The sequence below is a fragment of the Nocardioides sp. Leaf285 genome (assembly GCF_001422955.1).
In the GTDB taxonomy this organism is placed as follows: domain Bacteria; phylum Actinomycetota; class Actinomycetes; order Propionibacteriales; family Nocardioidaceae; genus Nocardioides; species Nocardioides kribbensis.
This window is the reverse complement of the sequence record NZ_LMNH01000004.1, coordinates 377,596-392,383: the sequence shown is the minus strand read 5'-3', so window position 1 is coordinate 392,383 and position 14,788 is coordinate 377,596. Positions and strand designations below refer to the sequence as shown.

Here is a 14,788-nt window from a genome sequence, read left to right as displayed (position 1 = left end):
GTGATCAAGCTCGAGCTCGTCGCCGGCGTCATCGGCTTCGCCCTGTGGGTCTACTGCCTGGTCGACGCCATCGGCACCCCGCCGCAGCGGGTCAAGCACCTGCCCAAGGCGGCCTGGATCGTGCTGGTGCTGCTGTTCCCGTTCGTCGGCTCGATCGCCTGGCTGGCGCTCGGTCGCGACCGGGGGGCGCGGCCGCTGACCCGGTCGCAGGGGGCGGCGCCCGGCTTCCCCGAGTACGAGCGGCCCGGCCGCATGGCCGCGGGCGACGCCGGGCGCGACGACGAGTTCCTGCGTCAGGTGCGCGCCCGCGCCGAGGAGCAGCGGCGCCGCCACGAGCGGGCCCGCCGCGAGGAGGCGGCCCGCGAGGAGGCCGAGCGGCAGCGGCTGCGCGCGGCCCGCGAGGCCCGTGAGCAGGGCCGGTCGGGCTCCGAAGACGAGCCCGGCGCTCCCGCGGGCGGCTGAGCCTGCTGCGGCGTACAGGCGGGGGACGTCATGCGAGTGGTGGATGCGCATCCACGTGTCGTATGACCTCCGGGTGCGGCGCGCGGGGTCGGTGAGCAGGCCGGCGGGGGGAGGTCATGCGAGTGGTGGATGCGCATCCACGTGTCGCATGACGTCCGGGTGCGGTGCGCGGGGTCGGTGAGCAGGCCGGGGGGGAGGTCATGCGAGTGGTGGATGCGCATCTACGTGTCGTATGACGTCAGGGTGCGGCGCGCGGGGTCGGTGAGCAGGCCGGCGGGGGGAGGTCATGCGAGTGGTGGATGCGCATCCACGTGTCGTATGACCTCCGGGTGCGGCGCGGCTAGGTGGTGGCCCGCTCGCGGGCGGCGACGCTGAGCTCGCGGGCGTAGCGGGCGGTGGTGGTGAGCACGGCGAGCACGGGCACGGCGAGGAAGGCTCCGGTGATGCCGGCCAGCGTGCTGCCGAGGGTGACCACGACGATGGTCATCGCGGGGTGGAGTGACAACGTCTTGCCCATGAGCAGCGGCTGGAGCACGTTGCCCTCGAGCTGCTGCACCACCAGCACGAGCCCGACCACGATCAGCGCGGTGGTCAGCCCCTGGGTGGCGAGCGCGACGACCGCGGCGAGCGCGCCGGCGACCACGGCGCCCACGACCGGCACGAAGGCGGCCAGGAAGGTGATGACCGCCAGCGGCAGCGCGAGCGGCACGCCCAGCACGAGCAGGCCGATCCCGATCCCGATCGCGTCGACCAGACCCACGGCGGCCTGCGCGCGCACGAAGCCGCCCAGCACCGTCCAGGAGCGGCGCGAGACCTCGGCGGCGTGGGCCGCCGGGCCCGGGGACAGCCAGTGCTCGAGCCACGGCAGGAACCGCGGGCCGTCCTTGAGGAAGAAGAAGCACAGCACGAGCGCCAGCAGCGCGGTGAGCGCCCAGGAGCTGGCGGTCGAGACCCCGGTCAGCGTCCAGGCGGCGATGTCCTGGGCGCTGTCCTGCACCTGGTCGACCGCCTGGCCGACCAGGTCGCCCACCTCGTCGTCGCCGAGGTCGAGCGGCGGGCCCGCGAGCCACGCCTCGATGTCCTCGACCCCCTGGGAGAACTGCTCGCTCAGCGAGTCGACCTCGTCGAGCACGAGGTAGGTCACCGCGGCCACCAGGCCGCCGAGCACGAGCAGCCCGGTCACCACCGCCGCGCCCGCCGCGGCGGCGGCCGGCACCACCCGGCGCAGGCGCCGGGCCAGCGGCCACAGGGCGGTGCTCAGCAGCAGGCCCAGGAGCGCCGGCAGCACGACCACCCACATCCGGCCGACGACCCACAGCGCTCCCACGACGACCGCCGTCACCAGCAGGATCCGCAGGCTCCAGCGCCCCGCCTCGGCCAGCGTCGTCGCGATCGGCGTCGCCGGTGGCGCAGGGTGGTCGCCGCCGCCCGTGCGCGTCGGTGAGCGGCGGGGCTCGGGGGAGGGCGTCGGCGCCTCACGGCGGCGGAAGATCGGCATGACCCCTCTCTACCCGACGGTGCACGTGCCGGGCCTCCTCGCGTGGGGTGGGGCTGACGTCACGGCCCGTCGGCCGACCCGGGCCCGCCGACGGCTCAGGAGTAGCGGTGGCTCTTCGCGGCGTGGCCGAGCTCGCGGGTGCAGGTGCGGCCGCTCATGTTGCGGTGGCCGCACAGACCGGGCTCCGCGCCCGGCTCCACCGGCGTCGCGGCAGCGGCCTTCGCGGGCCGCTTGGCGGCGGGGGCGGCCGCGGGCGCCGAGCGGCGTACGGCGGGCCGCGCCGGCGCCGCTCCCGGCTTGGCCGCGCGGGCGGCGGCCTCCTCGTAGCGCGCCTCGCGCATGGCTCGCAGGGCATCCATCTTGCTCATCGGCTGTTCACGTCACCAACCTACGCGGCGCCACCGACAGCGCCGACGCCGCCGCACCGGGGGCGGGGGCGTGTGACGCGGGATGGTGTCGAGACGCTCGCTGGCGCTCGCTCCTCGACCACCGGGGGGGGCTGGGTGGTGTCAGCGGCGCTTCTTGGGGGGCGTGGGGAAGAACATCGAGACGCGCTCGGCGTACTCGGGGAACCCGTCGCGCTCCATCATCTTCTTCTCCAGGAGCTTGGCACCGGTGACGTTGCGCAGGAAGAAGGTCATCACGGCCGGGCAGGCCACGGTGAGCAGGCCGGGCAGCCAGCCGGAGGCGAGACCGGCGGTGAGCCACAGGCCCCACCAGACCATCGCGTCGCCGAAGTAGTTCGGGTGGCGGGTCCAGGCCCACAGCCCCTGGTCCATCACCTGCGGGCGCGACTCCTTGGGCTGGGCCTTGTAGGCCTTGAGCTGACGGTCTCCGACGGCCTCGAAGGTCAGGCCCACGGCCCACACCAGCAGCCCGATCCACACCACCGGCCACCACTCGACGGCCAGCACGGCGCCGACCTGCACGGGCAGCGACACGAACCACTGCGCCCCGCCCTGCACGAGGAAGACGCGGCGCACGGCGGCCCGCATGCCGACGTCCTGGAGGCTGCCGCCGAGCATCTCGGCGTAGCGCGGGTCCTCCTTGCCCTGGTGGTCGCCCAGGGCGCGGCTGCGCACGTGCCACGCCAGGCGCCCGCCCCACAGGGCGACCATGGCGAGCACCAGCCAGCGACGGGCGTCGGCCTCGTCGGAGAGCGAGCCGAGCAGGGCCGCGATCACCGCGACGACCACGAAGCCGAGGCCCCAGGCGACGTCGACGACGGCCACGACGCCGAGCTGGCGGGCCCGCAGGGCGGTCAGGGTCATCACGACCGCGACCGCCAGCAGGCAGGCGGCGAGGACGAGCACGAGTGTCATGACCCCAGTCAACCCGTCGTACGCCGACCCCGCCCCACCCCAGCGGTCCGGGTGTGGGCCGGGTGGCCCGGTCTCAGAAGTCGCGCACCCAGGGCAGGGTGTGGGCGGAGCCGGGGCGCACCATGAGGATCTGGTCGACGCCCATGCGCCCGTCGCGGAAGGCCATGGCGCCGCCGACGAGGTAGAGCCGCCACACGCGCACGACCTCCTCGCCCACGAGCTCGGTGAGCCGGTCGATGTTGGCCTCGAAGCGCTCGAGCCAGCCGGCGACGGTGTGCACGTAGTGCTCGCGCATCGCGTGCACGTCGCGCACCTCGAGCCCGCCGCGCTCGAGGAAGGCGACGGTCTCGCCGACGGGGCGCATGTACATGTCGGGGGCGATGAAGGACTCGATGAAGGGCCCACCGCCGGGCCAGCGGCCGGTGCGCGACATCTGCTGGATGAGCACGCGGCCACCGGGCTTGACGGCGTCGTGGAGGACGCCGGCGTAGGTCGGGTAGTTGGACTGCCCGACGTGCTCGCCCATCTCGATGGAGGACACCGCGTCGTACTCCTGGCCGGCCGGGGGCACGGCGTCGCGGTAGTCCTGGAGCCGGATCTCGACGCGGTCCTGGAGGCCGCGCTCGGCGATGCGGGCGTCGATGAACTTCTTCTGCTCCGCAGCGATGGTCACGCCGACGACCTTCGCGCCGAAGTGCTCGGCGGCGTGCAGCGACAGCGAGCCCCAGCCGCAGCCGACGTCGAGCAGGCGCATGCCGGGCTCGAGGCCGAGCTTGCGGCACACCAGCGACAGCTTGGCCGCCTGGGCCTCCTCGAGCGGCTGCTCGGGGGAGGAGTGGTAGCCCGAGGAGTAGGCCATGCTGGGCTCGAGGATCAGCGAGTAGAACTCGTTGGAGAGGTCGTAGTGGTGGCTGATCGAGCGGATGTCGCGCAGCTTGGAGTGCAGCCGGCCGCGGATGCGGGCCTGCGAGGCCGGGTGGGCCGGGGGCAGGCCGAGCACGCCGAGGTCCTTGGCGGTGCGCAGCGCCTGCTTCATCGCCGCCGCCGACGGGCGCCCGCCGCCGGAGAGGTTGCGCTCCTTGGCCACCGCGAAGGCGTGGGTGAGCGCGGCGTCGAGGTCGCCGTGGACCTCGATCTCACCGGTCACGTAGGCCTGGGCGGCGCCGAGCTCGCCCGGACGCCACAGCAGGCGGCGCACGGCGTCGGGGGTGCGGATCTCCACCAGCGGGGCGTCGGCGGGGCCGGCCTCGGAGCCGTCCCACGCGCGCAGCCGCACGGGCAGGTCCCCGCCCACGAAGGGGCGCAGCGCCTCGGCGAGCTGCGCGGCGACGCCGCCCGCGGCGGTGGGGGCGGCGGAGGGACGGTCGGTGGTGGAGGCGCTCACGCCTGCTCCTCGGGTCGGGTCAGGACGACCTGGTTGACGTCGAGGTAGCCCGAGGCGAAGCCCGCGCGGGAGTACTCGAGGTAAAAGTGCCACATGCGCAGGAAGGTGTCGTCGAAGCCGAGGGCCAGCACGGCCTCGGAGTCGCCGAGGAAGGCCTCGTCCCACAGCCGCAGCGTCTCGGCGTAGTGGCTGCCGAAGGAGAGCCGGTCGGTGAGGCGCAGCGAGGTCTGCTCGCGGGTCACCTCGTCGATGACCTCCACCGAGGGCAGGAAGCCGCCGGGGAAGATGTACTTGTGGATCCAGGTCCACGTGTTGCGGGTGGCGAGCATCCGGTCGTGGGGCATCGTGATGGCCTGGATGCCGACCTTGCCGCCGGGGGCCAGGACCTTGTCGATGGTCTGGAAGTAGGTGGTCCAGTACTGGTGGCCGACCGCCTCGATCATCTCCACCGACACCACGGCGTCGAACTCGCCGGTCACCGCGCGGTAGTCGCACAGCTCGACCCGGGCGCGCTCCGACATCCCGGCCGCGGCGATCCGCTCCCGGGCCAGCGCCTGCTGCTCGGTGGAGAGGGTGATGGTGAGGACGTCGGCGCCGCGCTGGGCGGCGCGCATCGCCAGCTCGCCCCAGCCCGAGCCGATCTCGAGCACGCGACTGCCCTCGCCGACGCCGGTGGCGTCGAGGAGCCGCTCGATCTTGCGCACCTGGGCGGGGTGGAGCTCCTCGGCCGTGGGCGCGCCGGGCGGGGTGGCCGAGTGGTGGTCGCCGCGGTCGAGCCGGTCGGTGTCGAAGAGGGCGGAGGAGTAGCTCATCGACTCGTCGAGGAAGAGCTCGAAGAGGTCGTTGGAGAGGTCGTAGTGGTGTGCGATGTTGTCGCGGGAGTTCTTCTTCGAGCTGACCTGCGCGCGCGGCGGGCGCTTGGCGACGACGGCGCGCAGCTTCTGCAGCGGGCGCGGCACGAGGTCGCTCATCTGCTCGGCCAGCACGGTGAGGAAGCCGCCGAGGTCCTCGGCGTCCCACGCGCCGACGAGGTAGGCCTCGCCGAAGCCGATCAGCTGGTCGCGCCCGAGGCGGGCGAAGAACTCCTCGGCCCGCGACACGGTGGCCACCGGGCCGCCCTTGCCGAGGGTGGTGCGTCGGCCGTCGGCCTCGGTGATGACGACGGTGACGGCGAGCCGGTTGACCGCTGCGGTGAAGAGGCGCCGCGCGATCCGGGCCGAGACCTGCACGCGGGGGCCGGTGGGGACGACGTCGAGGTCGCCCCAGCGCTGGGTGGCCGGGTGTGCGGAGCGGGCCGGCGGCTGCGGGCCGCTGCCGTCGGGGGTGGGGCGGGTGACGGTCACCGCTGGCCTCCTTCGTGGGTGGGGGTCGGGTCGCCGGGCTGGACGTGGGGCTGCACGTGCTGCGGCCGCGGCCGGATCGGCAGGCGGCGCAGCCACAGCCAGACCCCGTGGGCCCGGATCAGCACGGAGCCTCTCAGAGCCGCCGGGGCGGCGCGCCACGGGGCCGTGCCCGAGCGCCGGCCGTCGAGGGAGGCGCTGAAGACGGCGCCGTCGTCGCTGTGCAGGGTGACGGCGATGCGCAGCCGCTCGTCGGGCACCGGCACGGCCAGCTCGTAGTGACCGTCGGTGCCGTGGAAGGGCGAGACGTACATCGCCTTGTCGGTGCGGGCGCGGCCCTGCTCGTCGGGGTCGACGAGGTAGGCGTGGCGGTCGCCGTAGGTGTTGTGCACCTCGACCACCGTGGCGACCCGCCGCCCGGAGCGGTCGAGGCACCAGAAGACGCTGATCGGGTTGAAGCAGTAGCCGAAGGCGCGCGGCTGCGCCGCCATCAGCACCCGCCCGCCCTCGGCGGCCGCGGGCAGCGTGACGCCCTCGCCGGCGAGGAACGCCTCGAGGTTCTCCCGGATGCTGCGCCCGGGAGAGCCGAGGTGGTCGCGGGCCTCGAAGCTGCCCAGCGCCACCGCGCGCCGACCGTGGTCGGGCAGCTCGTCGAGGTCGACCAGCCAGGTGTGGGAGGCGTGGGTGAAGGACCGGGCGAAGGGCCGGCGGCGGGTGTGGCGGATCGTGGTGTCGTAGACGACCGGCGTCTCGACGCGCGGCTGCGCGTCGGGCTCGGCGGGCCACTCCAGCCCGAGCCGCTCGACGGCGGCCAGACCCGAGCGCGCGCCGTCCTCGTGGAAGCCCCAGCCGTGGTAGGCCCCGGCGAAGGTGAGCCGCGCGGAGTCGAGCTCGCGCAGGCGCTGCTGGGCCGCGACCGAGGTGGGGTTGTAGAGCGGGTGCTCGTACTCCATGCGCTCGATGACGCTGGCGGGGTCGACGAGGTGCTCGCCGCCGAGGGTCACGAGGTAGTGGGTGTCGGTGTCGAGGCGCTGGAGCCGGGTGAGGTCGTAGGTCACGACCACGCCGGGGCTGCCGTCGGGGCGGGGCGCGTCGGCGGCGGGGCGCTGGAAGTTCCACGACGCCCAGGCGTTGTGCGTGGTGGGCATCAGCGACAGGTCGGTGTGCAGCAGCGCGGTGTTGGGGGAGTACGGCATGGCGCCCAGCAGCTCGCGCTGCGCGGGCGTCGGCTCGGCCAGCAGCGCGAGGGCCTGGCCCGGGTGGGTGGCCACGACGACGGCGTCGTAGGTGGCGACCTCGCCGTTGCCGTCGGTGACCTCCACGCCGGAGGGGGTCTCGAGCACCGAGGTCACCTTGGCGCCGAGCCGCACCTCCTGGATGCGCTCGCCGACCCGCCGCACGTACTCCCGGCTGCCACCGCTCACGGTGCGCCACGTGGGCGAGCCGAAGATCGAGAGCATGCCGTGGTGCTGCAGGAAGGTGAAGAGGTAGCGCGCGGGGTAGTCGAGGGCGACCTCCGGGTCGCACGACCACACGGCCGCCACGAGCGGCTCCATGAAGTGGCGGGTGAAGTACGCCGAGAAGCCGCCCTCGGCCAGGAAGTCGCGAAGCGGCTGGTCGACGCCGGTGTCGGGGGCCGCCAGCAGCGCCTTGGCGCGGCGGTGGAAGCGGGGGATCTCGGTGAGCATCCGCAGGTAGGCCGGTCGCGTGAGGTTGTCACGGCGCGGGAAGACGCCGCGGCGCCCGAGCGCGCCGGCCCACTCCAGGCCGGTGTCGTCGTCGCGGATCGACATCGACATCTCCGACTCCTGCGTGGCGACGCCGAGCTCGGCGAGCAGCCGCAGCAGCACCGGGTAGGTGCGCCGGTTGTGCACGATGAAGCCGGTGTCGATCCCCAGGGTGCGACCCGTGGCGGGGTCGAGCACGTCGTGGGTGTCGGCGTGGCCGCCGAGGCGCTCGTCGGCCTCGTAGAGCGTGACGTGGGCCGTGCGCGAGGCGACGTACGCCGCCGTCAGGCCGGCCACGCCGGACCCCACGACCGCGATCCGCTCCGGCCGGGTGGGCCGGGGGGTCATGCCTGGAACTCGACGGTGCCGACGACGGCGTCGCTGGGCTCGACCGGCTGGGTGCCGGCCTCCTCGATCGAGATGGCCGCGCCGGTGGCGTCGGCGGCCTGGCCGCTGAAGACGGTCTCGTCGGAGTCGGTGGCCATCGGGCCCGCCGCGACGTACTGACCGTCACGCAGCAGCCACAGCTCGTAGACGTAGCCCTCGGGGGCCGGCGGCATGTCGACGGTGGTGACGATGGCGCGGTTGAGGTCCTCGGAGCGGATGACGGTGGCCTCGGCGTCGGGGTCGACACCCTCGGCGAGCTGCACGCGGAAGCGCTGCGCGTCGTCGGCGTTCTGCACGGCCTCGGCGGCGGTGTAGGTGGAGGTGTCGTCCTGGGCGGCGGTCCACACGATGCCGCCGGTGCCGGCGACGACTACCGCCGCGGCCGCGGCGGCCAGAAGCCCGCGAAATCGACGGCGGTCGCGCCGGTCGGCCAGGGACGTCACCTCGGCCCGGACCTCGCCCACCACGGGCGGCATCGGCCGCACGGTGGCGATGCCGGAGAGCACCCGGTCGCGCAGCTCCGGAGGAGGCGCGGTGAGGCTCATCTCGGTCATCATCGAGGCCGCCTCGGCGAGGCCGTCGACCTCGTCGCGGCAGGCCGGGCAGGTGGCAAGGTGGCGCTCGAACTCGGCGCGCTCGAGGTCGTCGAGGGCGTCGAGGGCGTAGGCGCCCGAGAGCGCGTGGCTGTCGCTCATGAACCCCCGACTCCCATCGTGTCGCGCAACCGGATCAGTCCGTCCCGGATGCGGGTCTTGGCGGTGCCGACCGGGAGGTCGAGCAGCTTCGCCACTTCCGTGTGTGTGTAGCCCCCGAAGTACGCCAGCTCCACGGCTTCGCGCTGGACGGCTGTGAGGCTGGCGAGTGCTCCGCGCACGCGCCGCGCCTCGAGCGAGGCGTGTGCGGCCTCGGCGGTCGAGTCGTGGTCGACCGGCTGGTTCTGGTGGTGGTACTTCTCGTCCCGCCGGCTGGAGGCCTCGGCCGAGCGGACCCGGTCGACGGCCTTGCGGTGGGTGATCGTGAGCAGCCACGAGAGCGGGCTGCCCCGGTCGGGGTCGAAGCGGGTGGCGGTCTTCCAGATCTCCAGGAAGGCCTCCTGCGTCACCTCCTCGGCCTGCGCCGGGTCGCGGACGACCCGGACGGCCAGGCCGAAGACCCGGGAGGAGGTGGCGTCGTAGAGACGCGCGAACGCCGCCTGGTCACCTCGCGCCGACTGCTTGAGGAGGTCGGAGAGGTCGGGGGCGGCGTGGGCCGCCGGGGTCCCCTCCGAAGAGGGGACCCCCGCGACTGCTGGCCTGGCTTCGTCCACGTCAGTCATTCTCTCGTGCTGAGGTTTCCGTCGCCAGCCCGGTGCTGGTCGAGCAGGTCACGCGGTGCTCCCGGGGGAGCGGTGGTGCTGGTGCTGGTGCTGCCGTGCCGTGCTGATCGCGAGGATCAGTTGGCCGGGGGCATCAGGACCTGGTCGATGACGTAGACCGTGGCGTTGGCGGTGGGGATGTTGCCGCACAGCACGTTGGCGCCGTTGACGGTCATGCCCTCGGTGTCGCCCTCGACCTCGACGGTGCCACCCTGCACGGACTCCTGCTCGCCCACGACGGCCTCGGGGTCGAGCTGCTCACCGATGACGTGGTAGGTCAGGATCGAGGAGAGGAGCTCCTTGTCGGCCAGGACGGCCTTGAGGTCCTTCTTCGGGATCGCGGCGAACGCGTCGTTGGTGGGCGCGAACACGGTCGCGGCCGGGAGGTCGTTCAGGGTGCCCACGAGGTCGGCGGCGGTGACGGCGTCGACCAGGGTGGAGAGCAGCGGGTTGTTGCTCGCGGCGGTGGCGACCGGGTCCTGGACCATGCCGTCGAACGAGCCGGGGCCCGAGGTCGGGACGGCCGAGCAGGCCTCGCCGAAGGTCTGGGCCTCGGCGCCCTCACCGGCGGCGTCCTCCGAGGGGGACTCCGAGGCCTCCTCGGTGGCGTCCGAAGCGGCGTCGCCGGCGGCCGAGGTGGCGTCGGAGGCGGTGTCAGCGGCCTCGTCGGCCTCGTCGCCGCAGGCGACCAGCGAGAGCGAGAGGGCCAGGGTGGCAACAGCGGCGGCGCTGGTGCGGCGGAACGTGGTGTTCTTCATGGGAGTTCATGCCTTCCGTCTTGTGACTGGACGCGGGTAGTTCGGTCCTGTGCCGGGGGTGGATTGGTGGTGGAGGGGGAAGTTTCGGGACGTCTAGCCCAGAAGGGTGGGATCGGGGCTAGGGTGCGCCGCCCCCATGGCTCCGCGCCGCGCGTGCCCGTCGTACGACGCACGCCCCCGCGCCGCCGGCGTGGCGGTGCGGGGGCGTGCGGGTGGGAGGTCGCAGCGACGGATCGGGCGAGGCTCAGGCGACGCTGACGAGCAGCGAGTGGATGCCGCTGGAGCCGCCGGGGAAGGGCTGGGCCTGGGCCGCGGTCTGCACGTTGCCGTCGCCGTCGACGCAGCGCGCGGAGATGGTGTGCTGGCCCTCGTCCTGGGCGTCCCAGCGGTAGAACCACTGGCGCCAGTAGTCGTTGTTGACCTCGGGGCCGAGCTCGGCGTCCTGCCATCCGCCGCCGTCGACCTGCACCTGCACCTTGGCCACACCGCCCTTCTGCTGGGCCCAGGCGACGCCGCCGACGATGTTCTCGCCCTTGTCGAGCTGGTCGAGGGCGTTGGGGGTGTCGATGCGCGTGGAGATCTTGATCGGGGCGTCGGTGTCCCAGTCGCGCTCGGTCCAGTAGGCCTGCGCGTCGTCGTAGGTGGTGAGGGTGAGGCGGGTGAGCCACTTGCAGGACCCCACGAAGCCGTAGAGGCCCGGGGTGATCATCCGCACGGGGAAGCCGTGCTCGCGGGGCAGGGGCTCGCCGTTCATGCCGACGACCAGCATCGTGTCGCGCCCGTCGACGGCGACCTCGAGCGGCGTGGAGATGGTCATGCCGTCGAAGTCGGTGGCGAGGATCTGGTCGGCCTTGGTGCCCTCGATGCCGGCCCGCTCCAGCACGTCGGTGAGGCGCACGCCGAGCCAGGTGGCGGCGCCGACGAACTTGCCGCCGACGCTGTTGGACACGCAGGTCATGGTGATGTCGCGCTCGATGAGCTCCATGCCGAGGAGGTCGTCGAAGGTGAGGGTGACCTCCTGGTCGACGTCGCCGTCGATGGTCAGCGTCCAGTCGTCGGCCGAGAGGATCGGGGTGTCGAGGCGGGTGTCGACGCGGTAGAAGTCGGCGTTGGAGGTGCGCAGCGAGGAGATGCCGGGGTACTTCTCCGACAGGTCGGTCGGCAGCGCGGGTGCGGGGTCGGCGGCCGTGGGCAGCTCGATGTCCTCGGGGCGGGTGCGCAGACCGGTGATGAAGCGGCCGGCGCCGCCCATGACGGCCGCGGCCAGGGCGAGCACCCCGGTGGCCACCAGCACGCCGCGTCGCGAGGCGCCGCGGGGGGCCGGGTCGTCGGAGCGCACGGTCGCGCCGGGCACCGGCTCGGCGTCGGCGGAGCGGGAGCCGCGGGTCGCGGTGCGGTGCAGCCAGCCGAGGGCGGCGACGCCGGCGACGGCGGCGACCAGGCTCGGCACGACGTCACTGATCTTCGCGCCGGTGGAGGTGAGGGCGGCGAAGGCGGCCACGGCCACCAGCACGACCAGCATCACGGCGCCGTAGACGAAGCGCCTGCGGGCCAGCAGCCCCGCGACCGCGGAGAGCAGCAGCACGACGACCATGACCGACCCGATGAGGATCGGCTTGTCGGCACTGCCGAACTGCCGGATCGCCCACTCCTTCATCGGCGTGGGGGTGGCGTCGATGACGCGGGAGCCGACAGCCAGCACCGGCGAGGCGGCAGGCGTGGTCAGAGAGGCCAGGAGGTGGCCGGCGGCCATGCCGACGAGGGTGGCCAAAACCCCGAACATGCCCCAGAGGGCGGTCGGGCCGACACGCGTGCGCAGGGAGGAGCTCATGGCAGGTGTTCGGAGCGGGCGGGCCCGCGGATGTCGTCGCGCGCCGCCGGTCGGCGCGAGCCGGGTCACCCCGCGGGCGCGGGGAGCGGCCCGAAGTCGCGGTTGCACTCCTGCGGGCCGGCGCAGTCCTGGAGCAGCCTCGTGCGGCGGTCGAGCTCGGCGCGCAGCGCGGCGTACGCCGGGTCCTCAGCGACCGAGTCGACCTCGTAGGGGTCGCGCTCGCGGTCGTAGAGCTCGGCGAAGCCGTCGAAGAAGCGGGCGTAGGTGTAGCGCTCGGTGCGCACGCCGCGGTAGAGCCAGCCGCGCTTGCCGGTCTCGGACTTGTAGGCCCCGGCCTGGATCAGCAGCCCGCCTCGGTGGGGGTCCTCGCCCTTCTCGCCCTGCCACAGGTCGAGCATCGAGACGCCGTCGAGGGTCAGGTCGGCGCGGGCGCCGGCGATGTCGAGGAAGGTGGGGGCGAGGTCGACGAGGGTCATCGGACGGTCGGTGCGGGTGCCGGCCTCGACCCCGGGGCCGCGCACGAGCAGCGGGGTCCGCAGGTTCTCCTCGTAGGGCAGGATCTTGCCCCAGAAGCGGTGCTCGCCGAGCTGGTAGCCGTTGTCGGTGACGAAGACGAGGTAGGTGTTGTCGAGCTCGCCGTCCTCGGCCAGCTGCGCGACCAGGCGGTCCACCGAGCGGTCCACGCCGTCGAGCGCGGCCGCGCGCCCCAGGGCGAAGTCGGTGACCTGGTCGGCCGGGACCCGCGGCTTGGAGCGCACCAGGTGCTGCTTGTCGGAGACGTCGCGCTCGTTGTACGACGGCTTGGCCGCGATGCCCGCGGCGAACTCCCGGGCCTGGTCGTCGGTCGTCGTGCGTCCGCGCACGGCGCGCTGGAGGTTCTGCGCCGGGCTGAGGAGCGGGGGCCGCAGCGTGCAGGTCTCCCCGGCCAGGCAGTCGGGGGTCTTGCGGGCCGCGTGGGGGGCGAAGTGGCTGACCCACAGGAAGAAGGGCGCGTCGGCGCGGCTCAGCTCGTGGGCGTAGTCGACGGTGCGCTGCGAGACGTAGTCGGTGTAGTAGCCCGGCACGCGCACGCGCCGGCCGTTGTCGTACTGGTGGAAGTCGACGTAGTCGGAGAACCCGTGGCTGCTGGCGTTGAAGATGTTCCAGCCCGGGTCGCGCCCGTCGGTCTGGGAGTAGCCATTGAGGTGCTTGCCGAGGAAGGCGGTGTTGTAGCCGGCGTCCTGCAGCCAGGTGGCGATGGTGTGGCGCGTGTCGAGACGGTCGTAGCCACCCTGGGGCGCGAAGTTGGTGTGCACGCCGTTGTTCTGGGCCAGCTGGCCGGTGAGCATCTCCGCGCGGGCCGGGCAGCACAGCGGGTGCGGGGTGATCGCCTCGGTCGCGGTGAGCCCGGCCTCGCCGAGCAGCCGCTCGGTGCGCGGGAGGAACTGCATCTCGTCGTAGCGCTGGTCGTCGGTGATGACCAGGACGATGTTGGGCCGGTCGTCCTCGGGCTCCGTGCGCAGGTCGCGCCCGACCGGGTCGGCGGGCTCCTCGGCCGCGGCGATGACCGGCTGCGACGACGTCGGCGAGAGCGCTGACGACGAGGCGCCCTGGTGGTCCCTGACCTCGAGGCCCACCGCGAGCGACGAGAGCACGACGGTCAGCGCGATCATCGCGCGGAACGGTGTCACGTCAGGTGTCCAGGAGGTCTCGGGGGCGCTGGGCGTGCGCGGCGGTGCGCAGGTGGGGCAGGGCTGGGGGCGCGGGCACGACCCGGGGGTCGAGCGGCGGCCGGTCGCTGCCCCGGCCCGGGCGACGATAGCCGAGGGCGGGGCGGGGCCCGGATCCCCGACCGCCGGACCGTGCCCGCCTGGGGCAGGATGTCGTCCATGTCACAGGAGCAGACGTCGGACCAGCCCGACCAGCCCGTCGTCCGGTACGCCGTCGAGGGCGCGGTCGCCACCGTGACCCTCGACTCCCCGGCCAACCGCAACGCGCTCTCGCGTCGCCTGGTGGCCGGCTTCCTCGACGGTTTCGACCGCGCGGCGGCCGACCCCGACGTGCGCGTCGTGGTCGTGGCGGCCACCGGGCGGGTCTTCTGCTCCGGCGCCGACCTATCGGAGGCGGCGTCGGGATCGATGGAGGAGGGCGCACGCACCATCGTCGAGCTGCAGCGCCGGATCCTGGCCCACCCGACCCCGGTCGTGGTGCGCGCCCAGGGCCCGGTGCGCGCCGGCGGCACCGGCATCGTGGCCGCCGCCGACGTCGCGGTCTGCGCCCGGGAGGCGACCTTCGCGCTCACCGAGGTCAAGCTCGGTCTGGCCCCCGCCGCGATCTCCCTGACCGTGCTGCCCCGGATGACCTCCCGCTCCGCGGCGCTGGCGGCGCTCGGCGGCGAGGTCTTCGACGCCGAGGCGGCCGAGGCGTCGGGACTGGTGACCCGCGTGGTGGCGGCCGAGGAGCTCGACGCCGCCGTGGCCGAGGTCTGCGCCTCCTTCGCCAGCGGGTCGGCCCAGGGCCTGCGCGAGACCAAGCGCCTGCTCAACCGCACCCTGCTGGCCGACGTGGAGGCCCGCGGCGACGACCTCGCCGCCCTCTCGGCCTCCCTCTTCGGCTCCGAGGAGGCCAAGGCGGCGATGACCGCCTTCCTCTCCCGCGGCCGGAAGTAGCGGGCGCGGGGCCCCGCCGCGGCGGGGTGTGGTGCACGTCCCTGGCCGAACGACGGTCCGCCGGTGCCGCCGGGGCC

Annotated in this window: 13 protein-coding genes; 2 read left to right on the top strand and 11 right to left on the bottom strand. The window is 73.8% G+C overall.

From position 1 onward, the window contains the following. The gene (locus ASF47_RS16120; protein WP_082500413.1) at positions 1 to 462 is read left to right on the top strand and encodes a PLD nuclease N-terminal domain-containing protein; all 462 of its coding nucleotides are present in this window, start codon (positions 1 to 3) and stop codon (positions 460 to 462) included. A 340-nt stretch (positions 463 to 802) separates the two neighbouring features. Here the strand turns inward: ASF47_RS16120 and ASF47_RS16115 are convergent, their stop codons facing one another. The 11 genes from ASF47_RS16115 to ASF47_RS16065 form a co-directional block, all read right to left on the bottom strand. Further along, positions 803 to 1,960, bottom strand: a complete 1,158-nt coding sequence (locus ASF47_RS16115; protein ID WP_056865004.1) for an AI-2E family transporter — start codon at positions 1,958 to 1,960, stop codon at positions 803 to 805. A 95-nt stretch (positions 1,961 to 2,055) separates the two neighbouring features. Continuing rightward, positions 2,056 to 2,328: a hypothetical protein gene (locus ASF47_RS16110; RefSeq protein WP_056865003.1), complete on the bottom strand. Its 273-nt coding sequence runs from the start codon at positions 2,326 to 2,328 to the stop codon at positions 2,056 to 2,058. 141 nt (positions 2,329 to 2,469) lie between these two features. Then, positions 2,470 to 3,282 carry a DUF1295 domain-containing protein gene (locus tag ASF47_RS16105; RefSeq protein WP_056865002.1) on the bottom strand — a complete coding sequence of 271 codons (813 nt, stop codon included), beginning with the start codon at positions 3,280 to 3,282 and terminating at the stop codon, positions 2,470 to 2,472. Positions 3,283 to 3,355: 73 nt separating this feature from the next. Then, positions 3,356 to 4,666: an SAM-dependent methyltransferase gene (locus ASF47_RS16100; protein WP_056865001.1), complete on the bottom strand. Its 1,311-nt coding sequence runs from the start codon at positions 4,664 to 4,666 to the stop codon at positions 3,356 to 3,358. Then, the gene (locus ASF47_RS16095) at positions 4,663 to 6,009 is read right to left on the bottom strand and encodes an SAM-dependent methyltransferase (protein ID WP_056865000.1); all 1,347 of its coding nucleotides are present in this window, start codon (positions 6,007 to 6,009) and stop codon (positions 4,663 to 4,665) included. Before ASF47_RS16095 ends, ASF47_RS16100 begins: the two co-directional genes overlap by 4 nt. Next, a complete protein-coding gene (locus tag ASF47_RS16090) occupies positions 6,006 to 8,081 on the bottom strand; it encodes an FAD-dependent oxidoreductase (protein ID WP_056864999.1) in 2,076 nt (691 codons plus the stop codon). The genes ASF47_RS16095 and ASF47_RS16090 overlap by 4 nt, the downstream gene beginning before the upstream one ends. Next, positions 8,078 to 8,815: an anti-sigma factor gene (locus tag ASF47_RS16085; RefSeq protein ID WP_056864998.1), complete on the bottom strand. Its 738-nt coding sequence runs from the start codon at positions 8,813 to 8,815 to the stop codon at positions 8,078 to 8,080. The genes ASF47_RS16090 and ASF47_RS16085 overlap by 4 nt, the downstream gene beginning before the upstream one ends. Continuing rightward, positions 8,812 to 9,426 carry an ECF RNA polymerase sigma factor SigK gene (gene sigK / locus ASF47_RS16080; protein WP_235557715.1) on the bottom strand — a complete coding sequence of 205 codons (615 nt, stop codon included), beginning with the start codon at positions 9,424 to 9,426 and terminating at the stop codon, positions 8,812 to 8,814. The genes ASF47_RS16085 and sigK overlap by 4 nt, the downstream gene beginning before the upstream one ends. A gap of 125 nt (positions 9,427 to 9,551) precedes the next feature. Then, positions 9,552 to 10,232, bottom strand: a complete 681-nt coding sequence (locus tag ASF47_RS16075; protein ID WP_056864996.1) for a fasciclin domain-containing protein — start codon at positions 10,230 to 10,232, stop codon at positions 9,552 to 9,554. Positions 10,233 to 10,476: 244 nt separating this feature from the next. After that, a complete protein-coding gene (locus ASF47_RS16070) occupies positions 10,477 to 12,063 on the bottom strand; it encodes a molybdopterin-dependent oxidoreductase (protein ID WP_165699051.1) in 1,587 nt (528 codons plus the stop codon). 65 nt (positions 12,064 to 12,128) lie between these two features. Continuing rightward, a complete protein-coding gene (locus ASF47_RS16065; RefSeq protein WP_056864995.1) occupies positions 12,129 to 13,715 on the bottom strand; it encodes a sulfatase family protein in 1,587 nt (528 codons plus the stop codon). Positions 13,716 to 13,931: 216 nt separating this feature from the next. On the opposite strand from ASF47_RS16065, the gene ASF47_RS16060 reads away from it, so the two are divergent. Then, on the top strand, positions 13,932 to 14,711 hold the full coding sequence (locus tag ASF47_RS16060) for an enoyl-CoA hydratase-related protein (protein WP_156697954.1): 780 nt from the start codon (positions 13,932 to 13,934) through the stop codon (positions 14,709 to 14,711). The last annotated feature ends 77 nt before the right edge of the window (positions 14,712 to 14,788 follow it).